This is a genomic window from Myxococcales bacterium, assembly GCA_012517325.1.
Taxonomy (GTDB): domain Bacteria; phylum Lernaellota; class Lernaellaia; order Lernaellales; family Lernaellaceae; genus JAAYVF01.
This window is the reverse complement of sequence record JAAYVF010000024.1, coordinates 12,350-38,590: the sequence shown is the minus strand read 5'-3', so window position 1 is coordinate 38,590 and position 26,241 is coordinate 12,350. Positions and strand designations below refer to the sequence as shown.

Below are 26,241 nucleotides of genomic sequence, written 5' to 3'. Positions count from 1 at the left end.
TTGTCCTGTCTGGAGCGAAATGCCGGCATCGGGCGACCAATCCAGAAAGGCTTGATCGGTGGCGACGGTTACCGCGACACCGGAACCGGCAATCGGCGGCAAGCCGTCCTGATAGGTGACTTCGACGGTGAAATTGAAATCTTCACCTTCGACGACCGAGCCGGGCGGGGTGAGTTCGATGGCTCGATCCCAGGGCGCCGCGAAGAGCATCAGCCGCGCTCCGGCCCAGGGCCAGACGTTGTTGAAGAAGTTGTTTTCCTCGTACCGGACATTCGGGCCGAACCAGGGATCGTGAAATTCCAGTTCGACGGCTTTGGCCGTGACGTGGTAGCCGATGAGCAGAATCGAGTGCCCCATGGCGGTTTCCGGCGGCAAAGGAACGGACCCGGAGATCCCGTTCGGGCGAAACGACGGATTGATGTGCACGATCACGGGAAGATCGGCGTCGATAAATGCCTTCAATTGCGCCAACGTGCCGGCCAGGGCGGTCCAATCGCCGTTGATGGCGGTATAGCCGTAATGGTCGGGCGTTTGCAGAATTTGCCAGCTATAGCCGAGGATGACCGGCGGTAAGGGCGGTTGCGGCGCGACGGAGATCGTCGAGAAATGCGCGCCGCGGCGATCGTCGCCGAACAAGGTGCCGTTGTGCGCGCCGGCGCCGTTGTAAAGGTTGCCGGCGGCGCCGAATCGTCCCTGCACATCGTTGACGTTGACCACCCAGCCGATTTCCTCCTGCGGCAGCAGGTTGCCGCCCAGCAAGCCGCCGGGATAAAGGCCTGGCGCGTTGCCGATGTCGTCCCAGTAATCGAACAGCATGTGCAGACAGGCGACGGTACACCAGTAATTGGGAGAGCCCGGTGCGATCGGGTTCGGGTTGGGGTTGCCGGCTTGCGAATAATAATGTCCGCCGGCCTCGAAGCCGGGGATGGTGCCCGCGACGGCGACGGTCGAGGCGATGAAAAAAAGACAGCCGAAGACGAGGAAAAGGTAAGTTTTCATGGTCCTTCCCCTTGGCTTTTTGCCTTTTTTGAATTTTCCCGGATGCGTGTTTCGATCCTGCGAGTCAGGATCCTCAAAGAGCCGAGTAATTCGCGCAAGTTGAAACCGATCGCTGGCGAGACAACAAAATTGTGGTCCCGGCGCGGCCGGAAATCAAGCGGTCAGCAGGCGTTAATGGTTAGGCCGACTCCCCTGACGGGTGCGGTATTTGGGCCATTGTTCCCAAGACGCGGATCGCCCGCGACAAATCGGCGAATGTCGCCGCACCCGCCCGGCGGGCATTGACGGTCCAGGCGCGGTTTTCCTCGGCGGCGCCGCCGATCAGGACGGTAGCGACTGGCTTTTCCGGCGCGATTTCGCGGATCGCCGCAATGACCGGCGTGATGTCGAAGAACGAGCCGTCGAACAAGGTGGTGGTCAGGATCAGCAGGTCGATTCCCGGATCGCGCGCCATCGCCAGGCCGATCAGGCGGTAAGCCTCGGCGACGCCGTTGCGCTCGATGGCCGGCCACATATCGACCGGATTGCGGATCGACGACCAGTCCGGGCAAACTCGGCCGATGCTTTCGATCGTGGCGGGTTGCAGCGTCGGCAGTCGCAGGCCGAAACGTTCCGCGTAATCGGCGCCGAGCACGCAACCCGCGCCGGTGATGCTGACCAGGCCCAAACCGGGGCCTTTCGGCTGGGGCAGGTTGCCGAAACCGGAGAGCAGATCGAACAGGTCTTCCAGGCTCTCGGCTTCGATCGCGCCGACCTGCCGCAACGCGCCGTGAAAAACGGCGGCCGATCCCGCCAGCGAACCGGTGTGGCTGGCCGCCGCGACGCTCCCGCTTTCGCTGATGCCGCCCTTGAGGACGATCAGCGGTTTCTTTTGCGCCGTCGCCCGTGCCGCGGCGAGGAAATCGCGCCCGTTTTTCACGCCTTCGAGGTAGCAACCGACGGCGCCGGTCCGGTCGTCGTCGGCGAAGGCGTGCAGAAAGTCGATTTCATTCAGGTCGTTTTTATTGCCGAGGCAGGCGATGCGCCGCACGCCGAATGGCTGGCGATCGGCGATCATCCGGGTGAGGCCGGAAGCCAGCAGGCCCGTCTGGCCGAGGATGCTGACGTTGCCGGGAGGCAGCGGGTCGTTCGCCGTGATGCTGGTGATGAAGCCGCTGCCCGCGTCGATTGTGCCGATGGAATTGGGCCCCATGTAGCGAATGCCGTTTTCGGCGGCGATCCGCCGGACCCGGGCGTCCAACTCCAGGCCGAAAGCATCGCCGGCATCGGTGAAGCCGCCGCTGGCGATGATCGCGTATTTGACGCCGCGGCGCGCAGCTTGCTCCAGCGACGGCGGCACGGCTTCGCGCGGGACGATCAAAACGGCGAGATCGAGCGGGTCCGGACATTCGTCGATTGTCGGGTACGACGGCAGGTCGAGAATTTTGACGCCGCGCGGATTGACGGGGTAGATGGGCCCACGAAAACCGCAGCGCAGGAGGTTTTGGACGATGATGTGGCCGCCTTTTCCCGGTTGCGCGCTGGCGCCGATGACGGCCACGCCCCGAGGTTCGAAGAACGGCTGCAGTTCGTCAAGGTGTTTTTCCATGGAAGAAAATGGATCCTTTCTGTCAATCGCTCATTATTTCCCGGCAGTTTTTAAATTGGCTGCCTTGCTGACCAAATTATTGCTGAAAGTGGCAAACGCGCGTTCGGAGTATCCCAAAGCCAGGCCGAGGCCGAAAAGCAGGGCCATTTCACCGGGCTCGAGTGGGCTGATTTTCTGCGCAAATAGCTTGCTGATAAATTGAATTCCCCCGTTGCCGGTGAACGGAATATTCAATAATCCCGTCGTTAAAAGAGCAATGCCAAGAATCGTGGCCATGGTTCCGGTAACCAACCGGGTTACGGATTTTAGCAAAAAGGAAAACGAATCGCCGTATCTGGCAACCGGAGGCAGGCGATTCATAATGCTGATCGCCGAACCTGCGACGCCAGCCAAGAGCATTCCCCAAAGGCTTTGGCTGTCGTTCAGCAAATAGGCCGCAGCGATCGATGCCACCATGACCAGTCCGGCCAAACATAGAATGCTTTTTAAGGAATTTTTTTGATACCAATCGATGTAAACATCCCAAAAATCATATTCCTCAAGAATTTTCAGCATTGCCGCGCGGGCGTGCATCGGGGGGCGGTTTACCTTCTTGGCTTCATTTTGGTCATTGGGTTTGGTGGTCGTCGGTCGCATATCCTGTGCTAGTAAATGCTCCAATTCGGCAATATCGGCTTCCGGTACTCGCCAGTGCCGTAATTCAGCTATTTTGGAATGGGCTTCCAACACCATTTCATCAAGCGGCAGCACATAGACCCGCAGATTGGCCAGGTTGTGAATCCGGTCGGTAATATATAAGTAATCCAGTTCTTCGGAGGGGTCGATTCTCTCTTCGACCTTTTTAAATTCTTCTTCCACGTATTCAATGTGTTTTTTTTCTTCATCGGTCGGGATTAATCCGTATACCTCGGCGACTCTCACCGCATCCCGGAACAACTCTCGATCCTCGATTAATTCCAATCGCAATTCATCTCGTTGATGCTGCAACTCTTCATTGACCTTAGCGGCAGATTTAAACATTTTTCCCTCCCCAAAATAGATAACCGAAGGTGTTTTTTGCGTCGGGAAACGAAAAAATCATTATTTAGAGCGGAAAGATTATCAGCTCAGTGTGGCAAGCGCAATTGAGTTACGCAAGGAATCGGCTGCCAAAGGAACTAGAACTGATACATCAGATTCACGCCGCCTGAGAGTTCGTTCAGGAAACGTCCCTCCAGGCCGAAGCGCAGGTTGTCGCCCAGCACGACGTTCAGACCGGCGAAGACGCCGACCGGCGAATCCAGATCGTTGGTGATATCCATCGTGAAATCGTTCTGCCCGCCCTGGGTCGATTTCATGCTGCCGGAAACGCCGGTGTAATCGAAGCCCGCATAGGGAACGACGGTGCCCAGGCGGATCACCGCGAAGGTGAGCGCGGCGCCGTATTCGAGCAGCGAGACCTTAATGTCGTCCTGGCTGCCCATCTGGTACAACCCGAACACCGACATGCCGAGGCCGACGATTTTGTTCGGATCCTTCAAAAAGGCGAAATCCAGCCCGCCGCCGCCCACGAAATTGAACGGCGTGTGATAATCGTCCAGGTTGTCTTTCGCCAGATCGGCGTAATCGAGGCCGGAGATTTTATCCAGCTTCGGATCGGAAAACACCATGTCGCCGGCACCGCCCTTGAGGCGTAAGCCGAAAAACGAGGTCGGATTGAACGTCACGTCGAGCAGAATCCGGTTCGCCATGAATTGAATTTTGCCGTCGTCCTCCAGGCGCAGCGGACGATAGGTGAAGTCGTATTCCGGCCCCAGGCCGACGCTCAGTTGGTCGGGGATCAGCACCGGATTGAGCATGTTCCCGGCCGGCGCCGCCGAAACGAAGAGCAGGCTCAACAACAGCGCGGAAGTCGCGATCAGCAATGCTTTTTTCATGGGTTCCTCCAACCGGCGCCGCGGCGTCATTGCATTTCGGAATTGGCGATAATGAAGCGGACCGACTCGGCGGCCGGATCGGGCGCGATGAATTCGATCGAATTGATTTCCCCGGCCTTGAGCACGACCGGGCGGGCGCCCCAGGAATCCTTGATCTCGTAACCGTCCTTGTCGAGCCATTTCGCCTTGACGTCCACCGGCAGGTCGGAACCTTTTTTGTTTTCGAGCATCAGCTTGCCGACCAACAACCCGTTGACGCGTTCGGTACGGAAATCGCGCACGTGGACGTATAGCTTCAGGTCGAGATTTTTATACATCACCGGGATCTGATCCTCGAGCGGTTGTGCGCTGGCGGAGTTGGCCGGGGGTGTGTAAGGGGCGCAGGCAAAGGCCGGCAGCGCCAAACCGATCGCCAAAGCCAGAACGAATAAGCGTTTCATCGGTCCTCCTGTAATGCCTAGTATTGCCGATCCGGTTCGGCCATGCCGCCGGGCGGATGCCAGCCGGTCCAGCCACGCAGGAAAAGATAGTTTTTTTCACCCCGCTGAATTCTCACGCCGCCGATATTCTGCGTTCGGAGCGGCGAGCGTCCGGCGTCCAGCAAGTTCATTTGCACCTGATAGACGCCGGGCGGCAGCGGAATTTCCACCATTTGAAATTCGCCCGGCATGGTGTTGAGCCGCCGATTGTCCCGCTCGTCGGTCAGGATCAGCACGCCGGTTTTCTTGTAGGCGTAATATTCCAGCACGCGCCGCGCCGCGGTCAGGCCGGCTTCTTTGGCGGCGTGCACGGTTTTGCCGGCTTCGTGCCGCGCGTGCGGCAACACCGCGTCGAGCTTGTAGGTCAGGTAATCGCGGCCGTTGACGGTGATCCGCGCGCCTTTTTCCGGATAATCGGCCGGTTCCTTTTGATTCGTGGCGCCGCCCGCCCGATAGGGACCATCGCCGAGATCGACTACCACCGCCAGCACGCCGGTCTGGACATCGTCGTCTTTCAGGGGAAGCGGGGCGGGATTCTTGTCGCGCTGGAGATAGTCGCGGTAATAGCGTTCCGCCTCGTCGAAATCACCGCGCCCCCGCGCCAGCCGCGCCAATTCGTAGTAGCTGTAAGGGAATTCCGGCCGCAGGCGCGCGACGTTGCGAAACGCCACCGCCGCGTCGTTGGCGTCGTCGAGCCGCAAATAGGACTCGCCCAGCAGGTAATGCGCCAGGGTCACGTCGTGCTCGGTCTGGTTGTCGGCGGAGATGTCCAATTCGTCGGCCTTCTGAAACTCGATGCGGGCGTCGTTGTATTGCCCGCGGCGAAAATATACTCGGCCGAGGAAGAGGTGCGCGAAGACGCGTTCGTACTGATCGCCGCGATAGAAGCGCGCCTCGCCGGGGCTGATCGCGTTCACCGCGGTGATCTCGCCGCTCGGCTCCTGTTCCATCGCTTTGAGACCGGCCAGGTAATAGGCCTCGGCGGTCTGATCGTCGCCGATCAACGCACTGGTGTAAGCGGCGTCGAGCAGGTAGATCGGGTAGTTCAGGTCGTTGGTGTCCGACTTGAGCGTTTCCAGCTTGTTCGCCGCGATGCGGTAACGGCCCGCCCCGAAAGCGCCCATTGCCTCGTGATAGACGGGTTGCGTCGTCGCGCAGCCGGCGAGGGCGGCGAGCACCGGCAACAAAACGAGGATGAGACCGAACCGCTTCATGGCGTCGCCTACCAGTCGGCAAAACCTTTCTGGGACATCTTCTTGATTTCGGTTTCGTCGGCCCAGATGATTTCGTTGGTTTCCAGATCGGTCAGATGCAGCGACAAGCGATAGTAGGTCAGGCTGGAGCGGGCGTTGGCCTTGTTGATGGAGGTGATTTCGCCGGTCAGCAGGATGTCGGCGGCGACCATCTTGCCCAGGCGTTTTTGTTGGGCCGGATCGATCAATCCGGTCTGGCTCAGGGAAATTTCCTTGGCCGTCGCCTTGAGCAGTTCGCGGTCGACGAAGCGCATGCGGCCGGTTTTCAGCATCGCCATCATCAGCTTGTCAGTGATGTCCTCGGTATTGATGTGCTGCGAGGTTTTGTTCTCGATTTCCAGAATGGCCACGACCGGCGGCTTGGCGGCGTTGCTGATCTTCGGCGTCTGAATCAGCGAGCGCGTCATCTGCTCGGCCATCAGGCGCAGATCGGTGTCGCTGTAACTGTCGTCGAACTGCGTGACCGAATCGGGCGCCACGTAAACCGAGTTCCCGGCGCAGCCGGCGGCGAGGAGGAGCAGCAATAAGGAACAGCCCACAAACGTATGTTTCAACATCGTTCCCTCCCGGGTTTACTTTTTTTCGGTTGGCGCGGCCGCCGGAACGGCGGCGAAGTGTTCGCCGGCCTTGTTCGCAACGCCCTGGATCGCGTTCATGGACGCGACTTCCTTCGCCAGTTGCATCGCGGTGGCTTGATCGACAAAGGTCGAGACGACCGTTCCGGTGGCGGCGTCGATCAGGCGCAGATCGGCCATCGCGACGACCGAGTGGTAGCCCTCGGTGGCAAAGCCCTCGGGAATATCGCGGCGCGGAATTTCCGTCGTGGTGATTTCGCCGTAGAGCAGGTACCCGGCGCCGGCGGACTTGGCGGCCGCCAGCAAGAGGCTCTGGTCGATCCGCCACCGCAGGTTGCGCAAGTCGCCGTCGTTAAGGTTCCAGACGTTTTTCGTGCGCAGTTTCACGTCGCCGTCCGCGCTGATGCTCGCGGCCACCTCGTTGCTTTTGAATTCGCTTTTCCGTCCGTTTTTTTCGAACAGGTATTGATTGAGATCCTCGCCGGAGGCGGAAACCGGGAATTCGTTGATGTCGGTCACCGTCCAACCGCGCGCGGACAGCGAGCCGGCGATCAGGGTTTTGGCCATGCTCAGCGGTTGCAACCGGCCGCCCGATTTTTCCATGATGCAGATGGCGACGTTCGGTTGCTGGGCGAAAACCACCGCCGGCAACAACAAGGCCGCGCAGAGGATAGAGGTCAGGATTGCGTACCGCATGGTTTCATCTCGCTCTCGGTTATTGGCAAAGCGCGATGGCCGCGCCATCGGCTGTCTGTAAAAAGAGTAACGCATCGTCGGGGATTTGGCCAGGAATCAGGCGTGGAATCGTTTTCATCTTCAGTCACCCTCCTTCACGCCCCCATTGATTAGACACCACCGGCTATCGAAAAGGAAAAATGGGTGGAAAGAGACTACTTTCCGGAAAATCGCGGAAGAAACGCCCCTCGCGACGTTCGGGAAAAAATTCAATTAATTTCAGCGCAACGACAAAATAGGGCTTATATTATTACAGAAATTTGAAGAGGCAGGCTCATCATGTCGAACCGGAGCAAGATCGAGACATCCTTCCACGAGAACGGCCAAAAGCAAAGCGAAGGCGAATACAAAAATGGGAAACAGAACGGCCATTGGATCGGTTGGTACGCCAACGGCCGGAAGTCGAAAGAAGGCGAATTCACGAACGGCAAACAGGAGGGGCACTGGACCTCGTGGTACGAGAACGGCCAGAAGAAAAGCGAGGGCGAGTTTAAAAACGGCAAGCAGGTCGGACTTTGGACCTCGTGGTACGAAAACGGCCAGAAGAAAAAAGAAGGCGAATTGAAGAACGGCCAATTAGAAGGCCCGCAAACCATCTGGTTCGAAAGCGGACGAAAAAAAGCCGAGGTCGAATTCCACAAGGGCGAACCGGTTCGTGAGATCTATCCTTGACCGATCCCACCGTGCCGCACCAAGCGCTCGTCTTGAAAAAAGCCCGGCCTTAACCGACAATCCGCCGATCTTTTCGTAAGCGAATGGATCTTTCGTCAAGTGAGCGGAAAATGACCGAGTTCCAGTACGCCTCATATTGCGGCCTCTATTGCGGCTCCTGTGACATGTTACAAGCTCATCAACGGGCGTTGGCGAAAGGCGTCACGGCGACCTGGGACGGCATTAATTTCCCTTTGAAAGACCGGATGGCCGCGGCGCCGGTCATTTGTTATGGCTGTAAAACCGACGTTGTTTTCAGAGGTTGCAGCTTTTGCCCGATCCGAAAATGCGCCCGAAAAATGGCGAACATCGAGACTTGTCTCGATTGCCGCCGCTACCCGTGTTTTCGGTACAAGCTGGTCGATCTGGTCCGTTGGATCGCTGGTATGAACCGCAAACTGCCGCACCTGACGGAAATTCCGCGCAATTTGCCGGTGATTCGCGAAAAAGGCCTGGCCGTCTGGTTGGAAGAACAAAAGAAATTGTGGACGTGCCCGGACTGTGGCGCATCCTTTTCCTGGTATCAACGCGAATGCCACGGCTGCGGCCGCGACGTGCGCGCCTTGAAACGATTTCAATTTTAACCAAAGGCCAGGCTTACGCCGCCGGCGGATTCTCCGACGCCATCGCTTTCTTCAGTGGCTTGGAGAAGGCCATGATGCCGAAGCCCGAGAGCAGGCCGATCGCCGTCAGCATGATGAAGAAGTTCGTCCGCGGCATCCGCTCGTAGTACGAACCGATGAACCCGCACAGGTAGTTCCCGAAGAACGAACTGAGGAACCACATGCCCATCATGAAGGAAATGAGCCGGGCCGGGGCGATTTTCGTCACCAGCGACAGGCCGGTCGGCGACAGGTAAATTTCGCCGAGCGTCAGGAAGAGGGTCGTGGAAAACAGCCAGAAAATACTGCCTTTGGCGTCGCCCAGCAGGTTCGCGCCCACGGCCATGATGATGTAGGACGAGCCGAGCAGGAAGCAGCCGATCGCCATCTTGGCGACGGTGGAGGGCTCTTTGCCGCGGCGGTTCTGGCGATCCCAAAGGATGTTTACCAGTGGGATGCCGGCGATGATCATCAGCGGGTTGAACAACTGGAACCAGGTCGAGGGAATCGTCCAGCCGAAGATGCTCGGCCAAACCGTTTGCTGATCGGCCCAGATTTGCATCGTATTGCCTTGCTGCTCATAGATCGCCCAGAAGGGGATATTGAGCGCGCACAGGACGCACAGCGCGATGATGCGCGACCAGTCGTTGCGGGTCAGCGGCTCGACGGGACCGCCGCCGGCGGCCTTGGTTTTCATGACGTTGTCCGGCGCCAGGTCTTTTTGGCCCCAGAGGTAGATGATCAGGCTCAGCACCATGACGGCCGAAGCCGCGATGAAGCCCCAATGCCAGGCGATTTTCTGTCCCAGGGTGCCGCAGACGACCGGGGCCAGCATGGCGCCCAGGTTGATGCCCATGTAGAAGATGCCGAAGGCCTTGTCGCGCCGAGGATCGTCCGGGTTCGGATACAACGCACCGACCTGGGTCGAGATGTTCGGTTTGAACATGCCATTGCCGAGAATGAGCAGCAGAATGCCCAGGAAGAACGTGGTCTGCATCGCAATGACCAGATGCCCGATCGCCATCATCACGCCGCCGACGAGCACCGACTTGCGCTGCCCCAGCCAGCGATCAGCGATCATGCCGCCGAAAACCGGCGTCAGGTAGCAGAAGCCGGAATACAACCCGTAAATTTGCGACGACAATGCCTGGTTGCCCAACGGGCCGAAGATGAATTCCAGAAAGCCCTTGATCGCCGAAAACCCCCAAAGCTGTTCGGGCGACGCCTGGAAGAGGAACAGCATGTACAAGACCAACAGCGCGCGGTTGCCGTAGTAGGAATTGCGCTCGCCGGCCTCGGTGAAGAACAGGACGTATAGGCCACGCGGGTGTTTTTTCGTTGCTTCCATAGGGCTCCTCAGGCGAATGGTTTACGGGGAAAAGCCTCGACCACCGGCCGGATACAACGCTTGAAGGTGATCGGAATGCCTTCGTAATCCTCGAAAATGTAATGGGCGCGATTGAAGAAATGCGTGCCTTTCGCGTAATCCAGATCGGGCGGCACCGGCCCGAAATGTTCGACCCCCAGGTATTCCTCGCCGTTTTTCGGCGCGCCGAACGGGCGGCCGAGCAGGCAAAGCCGGTCGAGGAACTTGATGAACCGCTCCATCATCGCGGCTTGCGTCGGGTAACGTTTGGCCAAACCGCGTTTGCCCTCCAGCTCCGCGCGGGTCAGTGTGAAGCGCAGGCGCGGGCCACGGTAAAACGGATTGAAGCGGAAGGCCAGCAGCACGGTGTATTCGTATGCCGGCATGTGAAAAAACGGAATCGGCCGGCCGATCTCGCGCTCGTAGTCGTCCACCGCCAACCGGGTGAAATAATGGGTAAGGTCGTGCTCCGGGTGGCCGCCTTGCCAGGCCAGGGTGAACACGGCATCGGGCTCGGCCGCGAAGACCGCCTGCCGCACGCCTTCGCGGATCGCCGCCCAGAAGTTGATGTGATCCTTCAGGCAGGCCGGATCCTTTTGCAGCAGCGACATCCGGCGGTAAATTTCGACCTCCGAATAGGCCAGGCAGCGCGTGTTTTCCGCCGCGATGCCGAGCGAACCCACCGCGTTGACGGATTCCTTCATCCGCAGGTTGCCGTATTCCTCGGGCGTCACCTTCATTTCGAAATAAAGGCCGTCGCCGTTGGTGACCCAGATGACGCGGGATTTTGCGCCGATCCGCTGGATCAAACCGGATGTGCCCAGTTCGTCATCCTGATGCGGGATCATGAACAGCGGGCGGCGCCAGGTTGCGGCGGCCCGGAAGAATTCTTCGATCGACCATTGCAGATAATCTCGTTCCACGATTTCCTCGGGAATGAGCGGCTGAATGCCGGTGAAAATTTCGGTCCATCATACACGAAGCTTGATCGCTGACAATCAAGCAGGGGAAAGATTTATCGAGCCGGCCGGGGAGGCAAATTCGTTATCTTTAAAATTTCCAAAGATGCCGACCAAGATCTCTTTAAATTGCAAAAAGGCAAGTCAAGACAGATCCAAACAACTCATTTACAGAAAAATCTTTTCGTATTCCTTAAAATTTCGTGGTGAATTTTCATTGCTCCGCTTGAAATTCAGCTAAGTGATTTACAAAATCGCAAAATTAATAAAAATAAAATCAATGATTATTGGGCATTTAAATAGTACGTGAACGCCCGGGCGCTTGGCACGATTATTGAATATATGATTTTCAAATTCAAAACGTCATTTTGGAGTGTCTCCATGCGGCCGTGTGGGCAATGGCAGCGCCTGACGATAATTGTGGTATTGACGCTGGCAATCGGCGGATGCCTGACCTCGGGTGAGGAATCCGATAGCGAAATCGCTTTTCTCGATCCGGAAGAAGCCGAAAATTTCCCGAATTTCTTTGCGGAATCGCTCGATCGCGACGAGGAGGATCGCTGGTTTCTGGCCGATGGTTCGCCGGTCGACAGTCGCGCCGAGGAATCTTCCCCGGCGGTAGTCACCGATCTGTCCGTGCCGCATAACGATCCACAAACGTTTTTCGATCTCGGCAGCGCCACCTTTACGCCGAGCGAATTCGTTGCTCGGTCGCGGCAAGTCTTTACGGTGGAATATACGGTCGGTCAGCCGATCAAGTGGGGAGGCGGATTGCACGTGGCTTTCAATCCGGCGGTCAGCGTACGCGATTGCCAACTCAATGCCGATCCGAACAATGAGTGCGGTTATGTCACCATTGCCACCTCGAACCCGCGGATTCAACTGACTTATCGAACGCATCGCAAGCGGTTGCCGATCGGCACACGCCTGGCGCATGTCGATATTCGCGTGCAGCACGGCCGGCTGCGGAGAGGCGATCGGGTCGTTATCATTTACGGCGCCAAGCGGGAGCAGGCCTTCGCTCAGGAAATCGCCGGTTGGTTCGAGGCAACGGTTCAGGTTCGGCTCGATTTTCTGGACGGATATCGAGAAATCGACCATTCGCCAATCTACCACGTTTTACCGGACCAACCCCGACATTTACTCAGCGCCGTCGATTGGCGCGCGCATCAGTTGCGTTTTTCGGTGGTCGACCAATATGGAAACCCGGTTCACACCTATAACGGCAACCTTCACGTGAGCGCCATTGCGCCGGATGGATCTGTTCAGACAGTCGGCCAGGTCGGCCTAATCGCCGGGTTGGGGAAAATGCCGTTGCCGAAGTTGGACGGCGAAGATTATGTCCTGCGTAGCCGCCTCGACGGGCCCAATTTGATCAGTCAGGTGCCTTACGCACCCGGCGCAACGCCGGTTTATTTCGGCGATTTGCACTTTCACACCAAGCTCAGCGATTCCTACGTGTCGATCGACCCGGTCGAATCGCTGGTTTATGCAAAAGAGGTTGCGCTCCTGGATTTCGGCAATCCGAACGATCACGCCGAATGCCTGGCCTATAACCGCGCTTTTACCCAATATCTGCAGCGGTCGATCGATGATAGTTGGCTGGAACTTCAGGATCTGGACAATCAGGCGAATCAACGGGGTTTGACGACACTCGTTGGTTTCGAGGTCACTTTCAACGGCAATAACGTGCCGCGGTTCGGACATTACAATATTTATTACCAGGGTGCGGAGGGGCCACTGTTTACCTATCGGCAACGAAATCCCGTGGTGCCGGCGGTGACCGATCCGGGGCAATTGTTCACGCGATTGCAATCCGGTCCACCAAGAGCCATGGCGGTAATGCACCACACGCTGCGGGGCGATCGACTGGGCAACGATTTTTCTTTTTACAATCCCGATCTCCAGCGGGTCATTGAAATCTACTCCGAGCACGGCTGTTCGGAAAACGAAACCTGCGCCCGTTCCTGTTGGGATAGAGAGCGGGATCCCCAAGCCTCGGGAGCGGTGCAACGCGCTATCGGCCCGCTGGGCTTTCGGCTTGGCTTCATTGCCGGATCCGACAGCCATTCCGGTCATTGCTCCGGAGCCAACATCCCTGATCCCGTTTTTCGAAACGGCAATCCCGGTGGATTGACCGGCATCGCAGCGGAAACGATGGACCGGGAAACACTTTGGAGCGCGGTTTACCATCGGCATACCTATGCTACTTCCGGCGAGCGGATGTACCTTGAGTTTCGGGTAAACGACCGGCTGATGGGTTCCATTTTGCGTCTGGTCGGCAAACCGGTGGTCACGGCACGGGTGATCGGCACGCAGCCGCTGAGTAAAGTGGAGATCATCCGTTACGATAAGATCAATGGTTGGCGGACCGTCTACGCGGAACAGCCCGAAAACCTTTTCTGGAACATCCGCTGGGCGGACGACAATTTCCCCGGCCCGTGCCTGTATTATCTTCGCGCCGTGCAAATTAATGATACGACCGCTTGGAGTTCGCCGGTCTGGATCGATTAGATTTTCAACTCGGCGACGATCCGTTCGGATACATCCCACAGTTTTTTCGCCAGCACGGGGTCATCGGCATCACGGCGGCATTTCGCCACGTTGCAATCGTCGAAGTACGCGCCGTTGATTCCCGCAGCGGCCGGATGCACAGCCGCGAAAACCTCGGTGGCGGCGCCCTGCGAAACGCTTTTCAGAAACAGGGGACCGAAGTGGTCGGCGAAAAATGTCGAGACCGTTCCCATGTGGCGGGTCAGATTGGTGTTGATGGATCCGGGATGAACGGCATTGGCGGTTTTTTTCGTGCCGGCGAAGCGCCGCGCCAGTTCCTTCGCGAAGAGCAGATTGGCGAATTTGGATTGCCCGTAGGCGCGCCAGGACCAATATCTTTTTTCGCCCGAGAGGTTGTCGAACTCGATGCCTCCGCCGGGCGCCATGCGATGCGCCGAACTGCTGAGCATCACGACCCGCCCATCCGCGGCGAGTTGCTCGAGCAGGCCCGTGATCAGAATGAAATGGCCGATGTGATTGGTGAAAAATTGCAACTCATAGCCGTAAGCCTGCCGTAGTTTCGGCAACGCCATGATTCCGGCGTTGCCGATAATCGCATCGAGCGTGATTCCCTTTTGTTTCACCGCTTCGACGCAGGCGCGAACGCTCGCCGGCTCCGCCAACTCGCAGGCCAGAGGGATTGTTTTTCCGCTAAACGACCGGCAGGCCGCTTCGGCTTTTTCCGCCGATCGGGCCGTGGCGACGACCCGGGCGCCGCGACCGGTCAAGACCCGCACGGCTTCCTGGCCCAAGCCGGAATTGCAGCCGGTGACCAGAATCGTTTTTCCTTCGAGCGACAGTCCCGCGGTCACTTCTTTGGCGGTGGAGGTGTAACCGAAGCCACTCGGCCCTTTCGAGGCGAATAACGAATAAAAAGACACGGTGTTTCTCCTTGTGCGACAAACATAATCACGAAAAGAAATTGCGCATCACGGCAAGAAGAGCGCCGTCGATACAAACCGCGACAATTCCGCCACATAGTACCCTGAAGGAGCGACCGATATTTAAAAAAGAAAGGCGGCGAATATCCGCCTGATGATCCGGGAAGGAGGACGCCGATGTCGATCACGATCAATTTCAGCAGCGCACTCTCGTCTTACTACAAAGTCTCGTCATTGGTTTCCAGCCCGACGACCTCTTTCTCCGCGGCGGATTCGAGTGGCGACGGCAAGATCGACACTACCGAACTCAGTACCTATTTGGACAAAACGGCGACAACCGCCAATTCGGCTGACGTGTACGACAAAATGGATACCGACGGCGACGGCTCCGTCAGCGAAGATGAGTATACGACCTATGCGGATTTGCGCACCCAGCAACTGGAAAGTATTCTTTCGACGCAGCAGACCATGCAGGAATTGGAAGTCTCGCTGGTTCAATCGGCGAAAATCAGTACCGATGATTCCAGCACCAAATCAAGCAGTACGACAACGGCCAACAAAATCCTCTCTCAATATACCCAGAACATGACGACCACCGTTTCCGACGTTCTCGGCAGCATCGACGTTGAAGCGTAAATCGGTAACGCGATTTTCGTCGCGCCCGATCACTGGAAACCGGCATTACTCGCCGGTACGCGCCTTGACGCAAACGAACCGGATGTGATTCAATTGAATCCATTGAAATTAAAGCGAATTCCGACAAAATCGGGGCGTTTCCGGATCGCGGAATCCTTTCACTCTCACTCAAACGAAAGGCAGCGCTGCATGAGGCGCATTAGAGAATGTTGGAATCCTTGAAAATTGTGCAACCGCCGCCGCTGCACTACCGCTCTCCCTATGCCGATGTTAATTGGAATCCGTTCCAGCGAACCGATTTAATTCCGATTATTTTAGTTATTTGGATTGCGACCATTGTCGCGTTGATTGTCATTATCCGCCAGTCCGGAAAGTGGTTGAAAAAAAACGGCAATACTTTGGTTCCTCAAGAGAAAAGCGGCCCCCTGGCACCCGATCGATACTCCTGGCTGTTCTTTCTCATCTCTTTGGTGATTTGCTTGGCGGGAATAAAAGCCGAGGCTCTCTACAGCATGGAAGCGACTTATTTATGCGAATTCGTCCCAGGCCGCAGTCTGCTCAGCGTTCTATTCAATTCGGTGGCGATCTATAACAGTCATAATCCCCTCTATCGTTTGTTGATGCATTATCTTTCGGTTTTCGGCACCGGTCTTGTTTTTTACCGTGCCGTTTCCGCGTTCGGAATCGCGGTGACCACGGCCTTAACCTATCAAATGGGTCGAACGCTGATCGGCCGGCGGGCCGGTTTGGCGATGGGACTGGCCGCCGCGCTTTGCCCATACCTGGTCAGTCACGGCCGAGTGGTCATGCCATACGCAATTATGGCGGCTTTGACGTTGGTCGCTTCGCTGACTTTCCTCGGCATGATCCAAGGTCACCAGCGGTATCGGCTCTGGTTTACCATTTCCCTGGCCTTAGGCCTTTACATGCATTTGATCTATGCGTTTTTTGTCATTGGTTTTTTCGCCTATGCCCTGACGCAAGAGCGGGCGCAACGCCTCAACGCGGTAATGAACACGCTTCATTTCAGCGCGATCGGAGGTTTGATTTATACCCCGTGGTTTTTGGGGAATCTGTTCTATCAAGCGTACATGCACCCGTTATTTGACGAATTAACCGTGAGCACGGCGGTGATGCCGCTGACCGATGCGCCGGTGCTCTCCGCCCTGGAGTTCTTCGGCAATCTGTTGCGGCTCATGCTCGGCCTGCCGCGATTCGCCTATCTGGCCGGCGTTTCCTTTTTCGCGGTATTCATTTTACTGATTGTTCCGCTCATCAAGCGAAAACGTTGGGATTTGTTGTTATTCGGAATAACGCCTTTTCTCACTTTGATCGTGACGAATGCTTGGACCCAATACAATCAATTCTCGAACATGTTGTTGTGGATGGAGCGGTACTATCTGCATCTGTACCCGTTTTTATCGCTTTGCGTCGCGGCCGGAATCGCCGAATTTTTGCGGGAACGAAGTAAAAAACTACAAACAGCGGCTTTGGCGGTATTCGTCGTTTTTCTCTCGATCCAGGTTGTCTCGCTGGTCCGGCAGGTGCGACACCCACAATTCCCCCGAATGGATCTCGCCGCGGCGAAAATTCGTGAAATCGCGCGGGACGGCGACGCTGTGCTCGTTTTGCCCCAGGATTGTTATGGCGACGTTCTTCACTACTACCTGATGGATGAACCGCGAGATTTGAATGAGTTGCTGCTTCGAACCGAGGATGATGGTTTTCGTTGGTACGATCTTTCCTCCAAGAACGACGCAAGGAACCACACCCCGCCTAAAGAGTCAGCAAAAGTCTATTTAATGGTCTACAACCGGATGTTGCCCTATCTGGAAATGGCTTCCAATCGTCGTTTTCAGCGACTGATCGTCGTCAACGATGCCGAAACGAATAACGATTATTGGGAATACAACATCTTGCCGTATTACGAAATCATGCCGCGCCTGCTTCATCAACACAAAGTTGTGTTGCACGAAAGATACCTGCGAATGGAATTGTGGGTTCTGGAGACGCAATGGCCGGCCGACGTTGAACCGGGGCAAACGTTTGTCGTGAAATTGGGGAAAAACGATTATCCCTATATCGACGGCTTCAGTCGCGATTGGGCAATCGCGGCTGAGGGTCGGAAAATCGTCGACGGCGCAGCCGTTCGCGTCAAGTCGGCCGCCGGCGCCGAAAAGATACGCGTCGCCATCCGACTGCTCAATCCGGAATCCGACTCCGAAGCATTTCAATTGCCGGTCCGGCTCGCCATGGGAAAAAATGAACAGAAATTCGATTTATCAGGGCAGGGCGACGCCACTATTCAATTGGAAATCGACGCCGATCCGAGTTCGGCGCAATTCGTCGATATTTCGTTCGGCCGGCCGCAGCCGGAATTGATCCTGGAAAGAGTGGCGATTACGCCGATTGCCGCCGGGGATTGACCACCGTTACCGGTTCATTCCGCCGCCGGCGGCTCCGCGTAAGCGTCCACAAGTTCCTGGCTGATGCCGTTGGCATGGACGAGGGTCGAGTAAGTCTCGGCGCCTTCGGTCCAGGAACGTTCGAATGTCGAATAGTCGACCGAGAAAAGCCCGAAACGCATGGTGAATGCGTCCAGCCATTCGAAGTTGTCCAACAACGACCAATGCAGGTATCCCAGCACCTCGTAACCGTCCTGAATCGCGGTGTGCACGTATTTGAGATGCTCCAGAATGAACCATGAACGTTTGTAGCCGTCCGTGGTGGCCAGGCCGTTTTCGGTGATCAGCAGCGGCAACTGGAACTCGTCCTGAAAATCCGCGATCAGGTCGTAGATGCCGGAAGGCACGATGGGGTTGCCGTTGTCGCCTTGCACGTACGGTTCGCGGCCGCCGGGATGGCAGATGAAATCCGCTTGCGGAAAGCAGGGAACTCCCTGGACGGTGCCGAAGACGAACGGGAAATGCAGCACCTGAACCGGGTTGTAATAATTGAATCCCAGGAAATCGAGTGTGCCGGCCAGTTCAGCGTGATAGCCTTCAGCCGGGTCGGTCGTCGCGTCGTCGGTGTCGCCGTCGCCGTTTGCGTCGAGCATTCCGAAAACCACCGCGCACAAGAACAACCGATTCATCAGGTAGTCGTACATGCGCGCCGATTCGATATCGTTTGCGTTGTCCGGCCGCAGCGGCGAAGTGGGAAACAAAACCTGGGCCAGTGAAACCAGCGCCGCTTCCCCGTCGCCGTCCGCGTCGCCGAGGTCAGCCTCGTTGATGGCGCGGTAGGCTCGGGCGTGAGCCTGAATCATGTGCACCGTGGCCTGCATGGTTTTATTCATGTTGTTTAAAGTGCCGCCAGGGTAGACCCAGATCAGATAGGTTCCGGTCGTGTAAATCATCGGTTCGTTGATGGTGAGCCAGTAGTCGACCAGATCGCCGAATTCGGAGGCCATCAACGCCGCGAATTCAACGAATTGCTCGACCGTGTCGGGATTGAGCCAGGCGCCCTGATCCTGAATCCACTGCGGATTGGTGAAATGGTGCAGGGTGACCATGGGCCGGATGCCGCGCTCGACGAGCGCTTGCAACACGAGGCGGTAGTGCGCGATTTCGTCCTGGTCGATCTGATCGCGCGCCGGTTCGATCCGCGCCCATTCGATGCCCAACCGGTACATCTGGGAGCCCAATTGAGCGGCCAGGTCGGCGTCGGTTTCGTACAGATTGTAGGAATTATCGGCCATGCCGCAGCGGTCCTCGCCGTATCGCTTCAGCAACCACTGCGTATAATCGGAATGAGCGTTGCCGCCTTCGGTTTGGTAGGCGGACGAGGCGCTTCCCCAGAGGAACCCGGCGGGAAACGCATAGGCCAGCGGAGGGCTGGCGTCGTTGTCGTCGTTATTATCGTCGTTGTCGTTATCGTCGTCGGATTGATCCGATTCGCCCGAATCATCGTCGTTGTTGTCTTCGCCGGCGCAGGCGAGAAAAAAAGCCGTGATCAGAAACAAGGCGAAAAAGATTCGCTTCATGGTTGGAGACTCCGGCTGGATTTAACTTTGGAAAACAGTATCCGCTTTCGGTTTTCACGGCAAGTAAACCGCGACCGTTGCGTTCAGCGGAAAACGACTGATACTATTTCCGTAGGAGGTGATAATGAGCGAACGATCATTCGCTCGGTTGAAACGAGCCCGCCATCCGATGCCCGCCTTCGTCCGCCGGGCTTTGATCGAAAAAGGGTTGATGGAAGCCTACCGTCTGCGCCCTGCATACCAGCAGAACGATTATCTCGGTTGGATCGCCCGCGCCAAACGGGAAGAAACCAGGCAGAAACGTCTTGAGCAGATGTTCAATGAGTTGCGGCAAGGCAGTATCTATATGAAAATGAAGTGGAATCCAAAATCGAGATAATTCTCCCAGTTAAATCTTGTTGTTTGTTTTGCATTTTGTTATTATTTGCAGAGGAGGTGTGCTGTGAAAAAAAATTTTTTGCTGATTTTTTTATTGTTGGCGTTATTGCCGGCTTGCGACTGTGATGGGAATAATGACACCGGGGGCAAGTCGGACGATGATTCCGTACATGATGCCGGTGACGACACAATGGATGACGATACAGACCTGGATGATGATTCCGATAATGTCACCGGGTCAGCCTGGACCGATCCGTTGACCGGACTTACTTGGCGGGTGAGGCCGCGAAATGAAAATCTCACCTGGGAAGACGCCGCAACCTATTGCGCGAATCTGGAATTACCGGGTGGTAATTGGCGTTTGCCGACCATTTCGGAATTGCGTACGTTGATCCATGGTTGTGTCTCCACCGAACCGGGCGGTTCCTGCGGTGTCACGGATTCATGTCTGGATTATGAGGAATGTGTAACTGATGCATGTAAAGGCTGCGGCAATGACGACGGACCCAACCATGGCTGTTATGGCCCGCCCGAATTACCCGGTCCCTGTAAGCGATTGTGGTCTTCTTCCTCGGTCGCGGGTGTCGGGTATGATGCATGGTATATTTATTTCGGAAATGCCGCTGTATTTCGCAATGATGTCGTAGGCAACGGTACCGCGGATGTCCGCTGCGTTCGTCCCTAAGTAAGCACAAGCGATTTTGTTCAATCATTGATGTTTGGAGCATTGATGAAACACTTTTTTCTCCTGACATTGTTGCCGCTGTTATTTCCCCTCGGATTGATCCTGTCCTGCGACCGTGATGACGACATCGAAGGCCTGAATGACACCTGGATGGATCCGAATACCGGCCTTGTCTGGCAAACGATTCCCTCAAACGATTATCTTACTTGGGAAGAAGCCAGATCCTTTTGTGCGGAGCTGTCATTGGCTGGGGGGAATTGGCGTTTTCCAGCCATTTCCGAATTGCGCACGTTGGTTCGTGGCTGTAATGGAACCTTGGCTGAAGGGAAATGCGGAGTAACGGATTCCTGCTCATTTTTGTCATGCCAAAACACGTTTTGTTCGCATTGCAAAAATGGTCAAGGGCCCAACAAGGGTTGTTATGGTCCGCCGGGTTTATCGGGAGGTTGCGATGCGCTTTGGTCGTCTACCACTACGGAGGATGCGGATTACGACGGCGCCTGGGGAATCGATTTCAAGAATGGCCAGGTGGTCAAAGGCTATGTTTATCTCGATTACATCAGTATGTTCCACGTCCGTTGCGTCCGCTGATTCCGTCAGAGGCGATCCGGTTCTGTCAGTTTCGTTCGACCCTTAAAACCCGCAACCAGTGCGGCGGAATGACGAGCGAGGCCCGTCCGCCCGTGACGGCGTAGCGTTCCGGCGGATTGAGTAAATCCGTCAGCCTTGCCTTGTCGATTCCCGGCAGGTGCAAATTAATCGACGCTTCGGTCGAGGCTGCATTCACGGCGACGACGACCGTTTCCTCCAATGCTTGGCGCAGAAAGGCCAATTGTTCCGCGGCGAGCGACAATTGCCGGTAGGACCCGCGGCAAAGCGCCGGCGAACCGCGCCGCACCGCGGCGAACCGCCGGAGGGCGTCCGGCAGGTCGGACGGGTAGCGGTTGTTCATTTCCGCGCGGTCGAGACAAGGCCGTAAGGGCCGATCATCGGTTGCCGTGCGCGTGCCGGCGATTCCCCATTCGCTGCCGTAGTAGAGCGAAGGAATCCCCGGCATGGTGAACAAGAGGCCGTAGAGGGAAAAAAGCTGCTCCCGTTCGCGCAGTACGCTCGCCAACCGGTTGACGTCGTGGTTGTCCGCGAAGTTGTAAAGCGGCAGGTCGCGATACAGTCCATGCTCTCCGAATTGGCGCGCCAGCGAATGACCGATCTCGAAAAAATTGTGCTGCGCATGGCTCGACCAGAGTCCCTTGTAAGCCTCGTAATTCGTCACCGAATGCAGCGTTTGGGTATTGGCCCAGCGGCGGTAATCGCCGTGGATCACCTCGCCCAACAGGAAAAAGTCGGGTTTTCGCCGAAGGCAATGTTCGCGCAAGGCGGCGAGAAAATTCAAATCAAGCGAATCGGCCGAATCCAGCCGCAGGCCGTCGATGTCGTAACGCGCCAGCCAATCGTCGACGGCCGCGAACAGATGCTCGCGGACGGCGGCGGCGGATAAATCGAGCCGCGGCAGTTCCGGGGAATGGTTCCAATATTCGTATGAAAAGGGATCGCCGAAACGACTTTGCCGGCCGAAATCGATTTTGCGGAACCAACCGCGATCGGGCGAAGCGGCGCCGTGTTCGCGCAGATCGCGAAACGCCCAAAAATCGCGCCCGACATGCCCGAAAACGGCATCGAATAGGACGCGCAAGCCTCGAGCATGCGCCGCCGCCACGATGTGGGCCAGCAGTTCGTTATCGCCCAACCGGCGATCCGTCTGAAAAAAATCGACCGTGTCGTAGCCGTGCGATCCCGATTCGAACACCGGCCCAAGATACAGCGCCGTCGCCCCCAAGTCCCGCGCCTGGTCGAACCAGGGAAGCAGTTTTTCCAAACGCGGCGTTGGTGGCGCAATCAGGTCGTTTTGCGCCGGGGCGCCGCAGACGCCCAGGGGATACAAGTGATAGAAGATCGCCTCTTCGAACCAATGTCCCATCTTCGGCCTCACTGACTATACCGAACGGTATAGCGCTGGGTAAAAAAAACACGCCGCGCCGGATCAGGAAAAAATGCCGTGCATGAACTGGTGCACCGATTGCCGCGCCAATGCCTCATCGAGCTCGGCGTAGCCGTTGAGGGCGAGGGCGGCGTAATTGTTGATCATGCCCAGAAACGTCGCCGCATAGGCGCGCTGCCGGCCTTTCATGTTGCCGTGATCGGCGGCCGCCGCGCGAAAGAGTTTTTCCAGCGCCGCGAACTGCCGCTCGTGAAAGCGGGCCGCCGCCCGGTATGCCTCGCTGTTCACCGGCGCGAACCACAGCGACAAATGGAGGCGATACAGGTCGGGATGGGTTTTGGCGAATGCAAACACGGCGCGCGCCACTTCGGTCAGGGTCTGCGGCAGATCGTGATGATAGTCGGCGGCGCGCTTGAGCCGGTCATGCAATTCCGCCAGTTGTTCGTCGAACAGCGATTCGAGCAACCCGACCTTGCTGCCGTAGTAGTGGTAAAGGGTCGGCTTGGTCACGCCGGCCGCGTCCGCGATCTGCTGGACGCCGACGCCGTCATAGCCGTATTCGACGAAAAGCCGCAAAGCGCAAGCGGCGAGCAACGAGCGATTATTACCGGTCGAGCCGTCAATCATGCGGTGAGTATACCGATCGGTATAGAAAAGTCAAGGCCGCCGGAAAATCGACCGATCGTCGCGGCCCGGATTGCCGGGGCGGCCAGGGTGGCTAGAATATCAATTGACGGCAAGCCCTTTCAATTAAATCGCGAAAATCATTTGCCAACCGCCATGCCGTTGCCGGCGGATGGGGGAGGAAAACGTGGAACAACGAACGATCGGCCGTAGCGGCTTGACGGTGTCGGCTCTCGGGCTCGGCTGCATGGGAATGTCGGAGTTTTACGGCGCCACCGACGACGCGCAATCCCTGACGACGCTGGAACGCGCGCTGGAGTTGGGGATCACGTTTTTCGACACGGCCGACATGTATGGATCGGGCCACAACGAGTCCTTGCTGGGGCGTTTCCTGGCCGGGCGGCGCAACCGCGTCGTGCTGGCCACCAAATTCGGCATCGTGCGCGAACCCGGCAAGTATGAACGCCGCATCGACAACCGTCCGGCCTACGTGGCGCAGGCGTGCGAGGCCAGCCTGAAGCGGCTGGGCGTCGAGGTGATCGACCTTTACTACGCCCACCGGCGCGATCCCGGCGTGCCGATCGAGGACACCGTCGGCGCCATGGCGGAACTGGTGCGCCAGGGCAAGGTGCGCGCCTTGGGGTTGTCCGAGGTCTCGGCCGCTACGTTGCGCCGCGCGCATGCGGTGCATCCGATCGCGGCAGTGCAAAGCGAATATTCGCTGTTCACGCGCGACCCGGAAAACGAGGTATTGCCCGTTTGCCGAGAGTTGGGCATCGGTTTCGTCGCCTTTTCGCCGTTGGGGCGCGGCATGTTGACCGGCGCCTTCGGCAAGGAAACAGCCTTGGCGGAAAACGACTTTCGCCGCCGCGCGCCCCGGTTCCAGGGTGCCAATCTAGAGGCCAATCTGCGGCTGGTCGAAGCGGTGAAGGAACTGGCGAAAGCGAAGAACGCCACGCCGAGCCAGATTGCCCTGGCTTGGCTGTTGTCGCGCGGCCCGGATGTGCTGCCCATCCCGGGAACGAAGCGAATCAAATACCTGGAAGAAAACGTCGGCGCGCTTTCGCTGACGCTGACCGTCACGGATCTGGCTTTTCTGGAGGCCGCGTTGCCGCCGGGCGCCGCCGCCGGCGAGCGTTTTCCGGCCGAGGGGATGAAAGGCATCAATTCCTGAACGCGGGATTGACTCCGGCCTGCGCTGCGTCCAGTAGGCTTATTTTTTCATCGCTTCGGTTTTCAATTGCGGCGGCATTTTCTCGATGGCGTAGCGCAAAGCGGTGCGCGGCATGGCCTCCTTGTGGTCCATGACGAAGCGGAACACTTCCAGCTGGTGCGCCTGACTCGCGGCTTTAAGCATCCAACCGTAACCTTTTTGCACCAGATCCTCGTCGTCGGTCAGCAGGAGGTCGGCGAGGCCGAAAATTTCTTTCAGAAACAGGCCCTTTTTCGCCGGGATGATGAGCGACACCGCGGCGGCGCGGCGCATCCAACGATTGGGCGAGACCGCCCAACGCCTGAGCTTGCCGAGGTATTGGGGATACATCTGGAGAAAGTCGCCGACGGTGTGGTTGCACAATGTGTCGCAAGCCGCCCAGTTCGTGACGTAATCGTTCACCCAACGCTCGAAGACGGCGAAATCAGCCGGGACGAATTGTCGGTGCACGGCATAGGCCCAGGTGCAGGCGATGAACGTTTCCTCCATGTAACCCGAGCGCCATAGTTCTTCGCACAGAGCGAAGATTTCGGCTTTGGGCAGATCCTTGACGGTTTTAAAAGTCGCCTTGGCCAGTTTTTCGACGGCGGCGGTTTTCCAACCGTAGACCTTGATTTCTTCCTTGAAAAAGCGTTCGGCGCTGTGGCGGGTCGCCTCGTCGGCCCCGGCTTTCAGTTCCTGTCGAATGTCGCGAATGAGCTTCATTTTTCCACCTCGTTTGATCTATTCTATTCGCGTCCGAGCGAAAGATCGAATCCGGAAATCTCACGACAGGAGCAGAAGCGATGAAATACCGGCGGCCGGAACCGCGGCAATGGATCGGCGGATTGTGCTTATTGATCGTCGTTTCGGTCCTGGTTTCCTTGGCCTCGGCGCAAAACACCGGCCCGGCGAAAGTTCCCGTCGTCGGCAGCCGCGCCGAGTGGCTGCCCGCCAAGGAAATTCTCGTGCATACGCCCGGCGAAGAATTGTTACTGGGCGTGGTGCATCCGGCCGCGGCCCTGTTCGAACGCGCCTTTTCGCTGCGGGACGCGGCGCGCGAACACCGGAATTACATCAAGCTGCTGGAAAAAGAAGGCGCCACCGTTCACACCGTGGTCGGCACGCTGCTGGACGGAACCGTCGACCAGGCGGGCAACCCGCTGTCGGGGCCGGCGCTCGACGAATTGCGGGAGTTCGCCGGCACGTTTCTGACGGTCGACGCTTCCGCCTTGCCGCCCGCGCTGCAAAAAGAACAGGCCGACTACAAGCGACAGACTCTGGCGGCTTTGCATCCGGCGGAGCTGGTGCAGATCATCCTGTTGCAGCCCACCGTTCGGTTGCGGCAGACCGAAATCAACACCGGATTCGCGGCGACCTATGAATTGGCACCGGTGATGAACCTGTATTTCTGCCGCGATCAGATGATCACCACCGCTCGCGGCGTGGTGGTCGGCAGGATGAACTCGCCGCAACGCGCCGTGGAAACCCGCATCATGAAGTTCGCGCTGCATAAGCTCGGCATCCAACCGATCTTCGAGGTGACCGGCGAAGCCCGCCTCGAGGGCGGCGATTTCCTGCCGGCCGGCGACACCGCGCTGATCGGGCAGGGCCTGCGGACCAACGCGGCGGCGATCGCGCAACTTTTGGAAAACAAGGTTTTCGGCGTGCCGCGCGTCGTGGTGGTCAAGGATAGTTGGAAAAATCAGGACGAGATGCACCTGGACACTTACTTCAACCTCATCGGCCCGCGTTTGGCGGTCATCGAAGAAAAGCGAATCGGGCAAAACGGCAAACCGGCCGAACGTCAATCCGTGGTCGACGTCTATCAATTGGCGGGCAACGCCTACCAGAAAATCGCGGCGGACGTCGATTTCGTGAAATACCTGAAGGAAAATCTCGGCTTCACGCTCATTCCGGTGAGCTCGGAGGATCAGCTTCGCTACGGCGTTAATTTTCTGACGATTCGCGCCAATCGGATTCTGGCAATCGACGGCGTCGGCGCGCCTTACAAGACGACGTTGAAAAATGCCGGTGCCGACGCCACCTGGATGGACTTTCACAACCTGACCGGCGGTTACGGGGCCGCGCATTGTTCGACGCAGGTGTTGCGCCGGGAATGACC

25 protein-coding genes are annotated in these 26,241 nt (G+C 57.4%); 10 read left to right on the top strand and 15 right to left on the bottom strand.

Features of this window, described 5'->3' with window-relative positions; all coding sequences use genetic code 11:
• The 8 genes from GX444_04815 to GX444_04780 all read right to left on the bottom strand — a co-directional run.
• On the bottom strand, positions 1–999 hold a 999-nt coding region (locus GX444_04815; protein ID NLH47910.1), incomplete at its 3' end, for a hypothetical protein.
• Between the two features lie 178 nt (positions 1,000–1,177).
• The gene (locus tag GX444_04810; protein NLH47909.1) at positions 1,178–2,587 is read right to left on the bottom strand and encodes a hypothetical protein; all 1,410 of its coding nucleotides are present in this window, start codon (positions 2,585–2,587) and stop codon (positions 1,178–1,180) included.
• A 33-nt stretch (positions 2,588–2,620) separates the two neighbouring features.
• Positions 2,621–3,607: a hypothetical protein gene (locus tag GX444_04805; GenBank protein ID NLH47908.1), complete on the bottom strand. Its 987-nt coding sequence runs from the start codon at positions 3,605–3,607 to the stop codon at positions 2,621–2,623.
• 137 nt (positions 3,608–3,744) lie between these two features.
• On the bottom strand, positions 3,745–4,503 hold the full coding sequence (locus GX444_04800) for a hypothetical protein (GenBank protein ID NLH47907.1): 759 nt from the start codon (positions 4,501–4,503) through the stop codon (positions 3,745–3,747).
• 26 nt (positions 4,504–4,529) lie between these two features.
• Positions 4,530–4,943, bottom strand: coding sequence for a DUF1425 domain-containing protein (locus tag GX444_04795; GenBank protein ID NLH47906.1), 414 nt, complete (start codon positions 4,941–4,943; stop codon positions 4,530–4,532).
• Positions 4,944–4,960: 17 nt separating this feature from the next.
• Positions 4,961–6,196, bottom strand: coding sequence for a tetratricopeptide repeat protein (locus tag GX444_04790; GenBank protein NLH47905.1), 1,236 nt, complete (start codon positions 6,194–6,196; stop codon positions 4,961–4,963).
• An 8-nt stretch (positions 6,197–6,204) separates the two neighbouring features.
• Positions 6,205–6,792: a penicillin-binding protein activator LpoB gene (gene lpoB, locus GX444_04785; GenBank protein ID NLH47904.1), complete on the bottom strand. Its 588-nt coding sequence runs from the start codon at positions 6,790–6,792 to the stop codon at positions 6,205–6,207.
• Positions 6,793–6,807: 15 nt separating this feature from the next.
• Entirely contained in the window at positions 6,808–7,506 is a 699-nt protein-coding gene (locus GX444_04780; GenBank protein NLH47903.1) for a hypothetical protein, read from the bottom strand.
• Positions 7,507–7,824: 318 nt separating this feature from the next.
• Between GX444_04780 and GX444_04775 the strand changes: the two genes are divergently transcribed.
• Positions 7,825–8,217 (top strand): toxin-antitoxin system YwqK family antitoxin, encoded by a 393-nt coding sequence (locus tag GX444_04775; GenBank protein NLH47902.1) that lies wholly within the window; start codon positions 7,825–7,827, stop codon positions 8,215–8,217.
• 110 nt (positions 8,218–8,327) lie between these two features.
• Positions 8,328–8,840, top strand: a complete 513-nt coding sequence (locus tag GX444_04770) for a DUF3795 domain-containing protein (protein NLH47901.1) — start codon at positions 8,328–8,330, stop codon at positions 8,838–8,840.
• Positions 8,841–8,853: 13 nt separating this feature from the next.
• On the opposite strand, the gene GX444_04765 is transcribed toward GX444_04770, so the two are convergent.
• Complete coding sequence (locus GX444_04765) at positions 8,854–10,206, bottom strand: peptide MFS transporter (protein ID NLH47900.1); 1,353 nt, start codon at positions 10,204–10,206, stop codon at positions 8,854–8,856.
• 8 nt (positions 10,207–10,214) lie between these two features.
• Positions 10,215–11,147 (bottom strand): hypothetical protein, encoded by a 933-nt coding sequence (locus tag GX444_04760; protein NLH47899.1) that lies wholly within the window; start codon positions 11,145–11,147, stop codon positions 10,215–10,217.
• 417 nt (positions 11,148–11,564) lie between these two features.
• On the opposite strand from GX444_04760, the gene GX444_04755 reads away from it, so the two are divergent.
• Entirely contained in the window at positions 11,565–13,697 is a 2,133-nt protein-coding gene (locus GX444_04755; protein NLH47898.1) for a DUF3604 domain-containing protein, read from the top strand.
• Here GX444_04755 and GX444_04750 read toward each other — a convergent pair.
• Positions 13,694–14,617: an SDR family oxidoreductase gene (locus tag GX444_04750; protein NLH47897.1), complete on the bottom strand. Its 924-nt coding sequence runs from the start codon at positions 14,615–14,617 to the stop codon at positions 13,694–13,696. The genes GX444_04755 and GX444_04750 overlap by 4 nt on opposite strands.
• A 177-nt stretch (positions 14,618–14,794) precedes the next feature.
• On the opposite strand from GX444_04750, the gene GX444_04745 reads away from it, so the two are divergent.
• Positions 14,795–15,253, top strand: a complete 459-nt coding sequence (locus tag GX444_04745) for an EF-hand domain-containing protein (protein ID NLH47896.1) — start codon at positions 14,795–14,797, stop codon at positions 15,251–15,253.
• A 206-nt stretch (positions 15,254–15,459) separates the two neighbouring features.
• Positions 15,460–17,679 (top strand): hypothetical protein, encoded by a 2,220-nt coding sequence (locus tag GX444_04740; protein ID NLH47895.1) that lies wholly within the window; start codon positions 15,460–15,462, stop codon positions 17,677–17,679.
• 14 nt (positions 17,680–17,693) lie between these two features.
• On the opposite strand, the gene GX444_04735 is transcribed toward GX444_04740, so the two are convergent.
• Positions 17,694–19,238, bottom strand: a complete 1,545-nt coding sequence (locus tag GX444_04735; protein NLH47894.1) for a glycoside hydrolase family 1 protein — start codon at positions 19,236–19,238, stop codon at positions 17,694–17,696.
• Between the two features lie 169 nt (positions 19,239–19,407).
• On the opposite strand from GX444_04735, the gene GX444_04730 reads away from it, so the two are divergent.
• The 3 genes from GX444_04730 to GX444_04720 all read left to right on the top strand — a co-directional run bounded on the left by GX444_04730 (position 19,408) and on the right by GX444_04720 (position 20,892).
• Entirely contained in the window at positions 19,408–19,617 is a 210-nt protein-coding gene (locus GX444_04730; protein NLH47893.1) for a YdeI/OmpD-associated family protein, read from the top strand.
• A gap of 63 nt (positions 19,618–19,680) precedes the next feature.
• Positions 19,681–20,301, top strand: a complete 621-nt coding sequence (locus tag GX444_04725; GenBank protein ID NLH47892.1) for a DUF1566 domain-containing protein — start codon at positions 19,681–19,683, stop codon at positions 20,299–20,301.
• Between the two features lie 45 nt (positions 20,302–20,346).
• Positions 20,347–20,892 (top strand): DUF1566 domain-containing protein, encoded by a 546-nt coding sequence (locus GX444_04720; GenBank protein NLH47891.1) that lies wholly within the window; start codon positions 20,347–20,349, stop codon positions 20,890–20,892.
• Between the two features lie 25 nt (positions 20,893–20,917).
• Here the strand turns inward: GX444_04720 and GX444_04715 are convergent, their stop codons facing one another.
• Together GX444_04715 and GX444_04710 are read right to left on the bottom strand one after the other, a co-directional pair.
• Positions 20,918–22,279: an alpha-amylase gene (locus tag GX444_04715; GenBank protein NLH47890.1), complete on the bottom strand. Its 1,362-nt coding sequence runs from the start codon at positions 22,277–22,279 to the stop codon at positions 20,918–20,920.
• Between the two features lie 63 nt (positions 22,280–22,342).
• Positions 22,343–22,927, bottom strand: a complete 585-nt coding sequence (locus GX444_04710; GenBank protein NLH47889.1) for a TetR/AcrR family transcriptional regulator — start codon at positions 22,925–22,927, stop codon at positions 22,343–22,345.
• A 184-nt stretch (positions 22,928–23,111) separates the two neighbouring features.
• Between GX444_04710 and GX444_04705 the strand changes: the two genes are divergently transcribed.
• Positions 23,112–24,098, top strand: a complete 987-nt coding sequence (locus tag GX444_04705) for an aldo/keto reductase (GenBank protein ID NLH47888.1) — start codon at positions 23,112–23,114, stop codon at positions 24,096–24,098.
• Between the two features lie 39 nt (positions 24,099–24,137).
• Here GX444_04705 and GX444_04700 read toward each other — a convergent pair whose 3' ends face one another.
• On the bottom strand, positions 24,138–24,842 hold the full coding sequence (locus GX444_04700; GenBank protein ID NLH47887.1) for a DNA alkylation repair protein: 705 nt from the start codon (positions 24,840–24,842) through the stop codon (positions 24,138–24,140).
• 80 nt (positions 24,843–24,922) lie between these two features.
• On the opposite strand from GX444_04700, the gene GX444_04695 reads away from it, so the two are divergent.
• Complete coding sequence (locus GX444_04695) at positions 24,923–26,239, top strand: amidinotransferase (GenBank protein ID NLH47886.1); 1,317 nt, start codon at positions 24,923–24,925, stop codon at positions 26,237–26,239.
• Positions 26,240–26,241: the final 2 nt, after the last annotated feature.

Coding starts and splice junctions, on each gene's coding strand:
- GX444_04700 (NLH47887.1), bottom strand. CDS start 24,842: ATGAAGCTCATTCGCGACATTCGACAGGAACTGAAAGCCGGGGCCGAC.
- GX444_04805 (NLH47908.1), bottom strand. CDS start 3,607: ATGTTTAAATCTGCCGCTAAGGTCAATGAAGAGTTGCAGCATCAACGA.
- GX444_04765 (NLH47900.1), bottom strand. CDS start 10,206: ATGGAAGCAACGAAAAAACACCCGCGTGGCCTATACGTCCTGTTCTTC.
- GX444_04710 (NLH47889.1), bottom strand. CDS start 22,927: ATGATTGACGGCTCGACCGGTAATAATCGCTCGTTGCTCGCCGCTTGC.
- GX444_04720 (NLH47891.1), top strand. CDS start 20,347: ATGAAACACTTTTTTCTCCTGACATTGTTGCCGCTGTTATTTCCCCTC.
- lpoB (NLH47904.1), bottom strand. CDS start 6,792: ATGTTGAAACATACGTTTGTGGGCTGTTCCTTATTGCTGCTCCTCCTC.
- GX444_04800 (NLH47907.1), bottom strand. CDS start 4,503: ATGAAAAAAGCATTGCTGATCGCGACTTCCGCGCTGTTGTTGAGCCTG.
- GX444_04740 (NLH47895.1), top strand. CDS start 15,460: ATGTTGGAATCCTTGAAAATTGTGCAACCGCCGCCGCTGCACTACCGC.
- GX444_04780 (NLH47903.1), bottom strand. CDS start 7,506: ATGCGGTACGCAATCCTGACCTCTATCCTCTGCGCGGCCTTGTTGTTG.
- GX444_04795 (NLH47906.1), bottom strand. CDS start 4,943: ATGAAACGCTTATTCGTTCTGGCTTTGGCGATCGGTTTGGCGCTGCCG.
- GX444_04790 (NLH47905.1), bottom strand. CDS start 6,196: ATGAAGCGGTTCGGTCTCATCCTCGTTTTGTTGCCGGTGCTCGCCGCC.
- GX444_04715 (NLH47890.1), bottom strand. CDS start 22,279: ATGGGACATTGGTTCGAAGAGGCGATCTTCTATCACTTGTATCCCCTG.
- GX444_04730 (NLH47893.1), top strand. CDS start 19,408: ATGCCCGCCTTCGTCCGCCGGGCTTTGATCGAAAAAGGGTTGATGGAA.
- GX444_04695 (NLH47886.1), top strand. CDS start 24,923: ATGAAATACCGGCGGCCGGAACCGCGGCAATGGATCGGCGGATTGTGC.
- GX444_04755 (NLH47898.1), top strand. CDS start 11,565: ATGCGGCCGTGTGGGCAATGGCAGCGCCTGACGATAATTGTGGTATTG.
- GX444_04770 (NLH47901.1), top strand. CDS start 8,328: ATGACCGAGTTCCAGTACGCCTCATATTGCGGCCTCTATTGCGGCTCC.
- GX444_04775 (NLH47902.1), top strand. CDS start 7,825: ATGTCGAACCGGAGCAAGATCGAGACATCCTTCCACGAGAACGGCCAA.
- GX444_04745 (NLH47896.1), top strand. CDS start 14,795: ATGTCGATCACGATCAATTTCAGCAGCGCACTCTCGTCTTACTACAAA.
- GX444_04735 (NLH47894.1), bottom strand. CDS start 19,238: ATGAAGCGAATCTTTTTCGCCTTGTTTCTGATCACGGCTTTTTTTCTC.
- GX444_04810 (NLH47909.1), bottom strand. CDS start 2,587: ATGGAAAAACACCTTGACGAACTGCAGCCGTTCTTCGAACCTCGGGGC.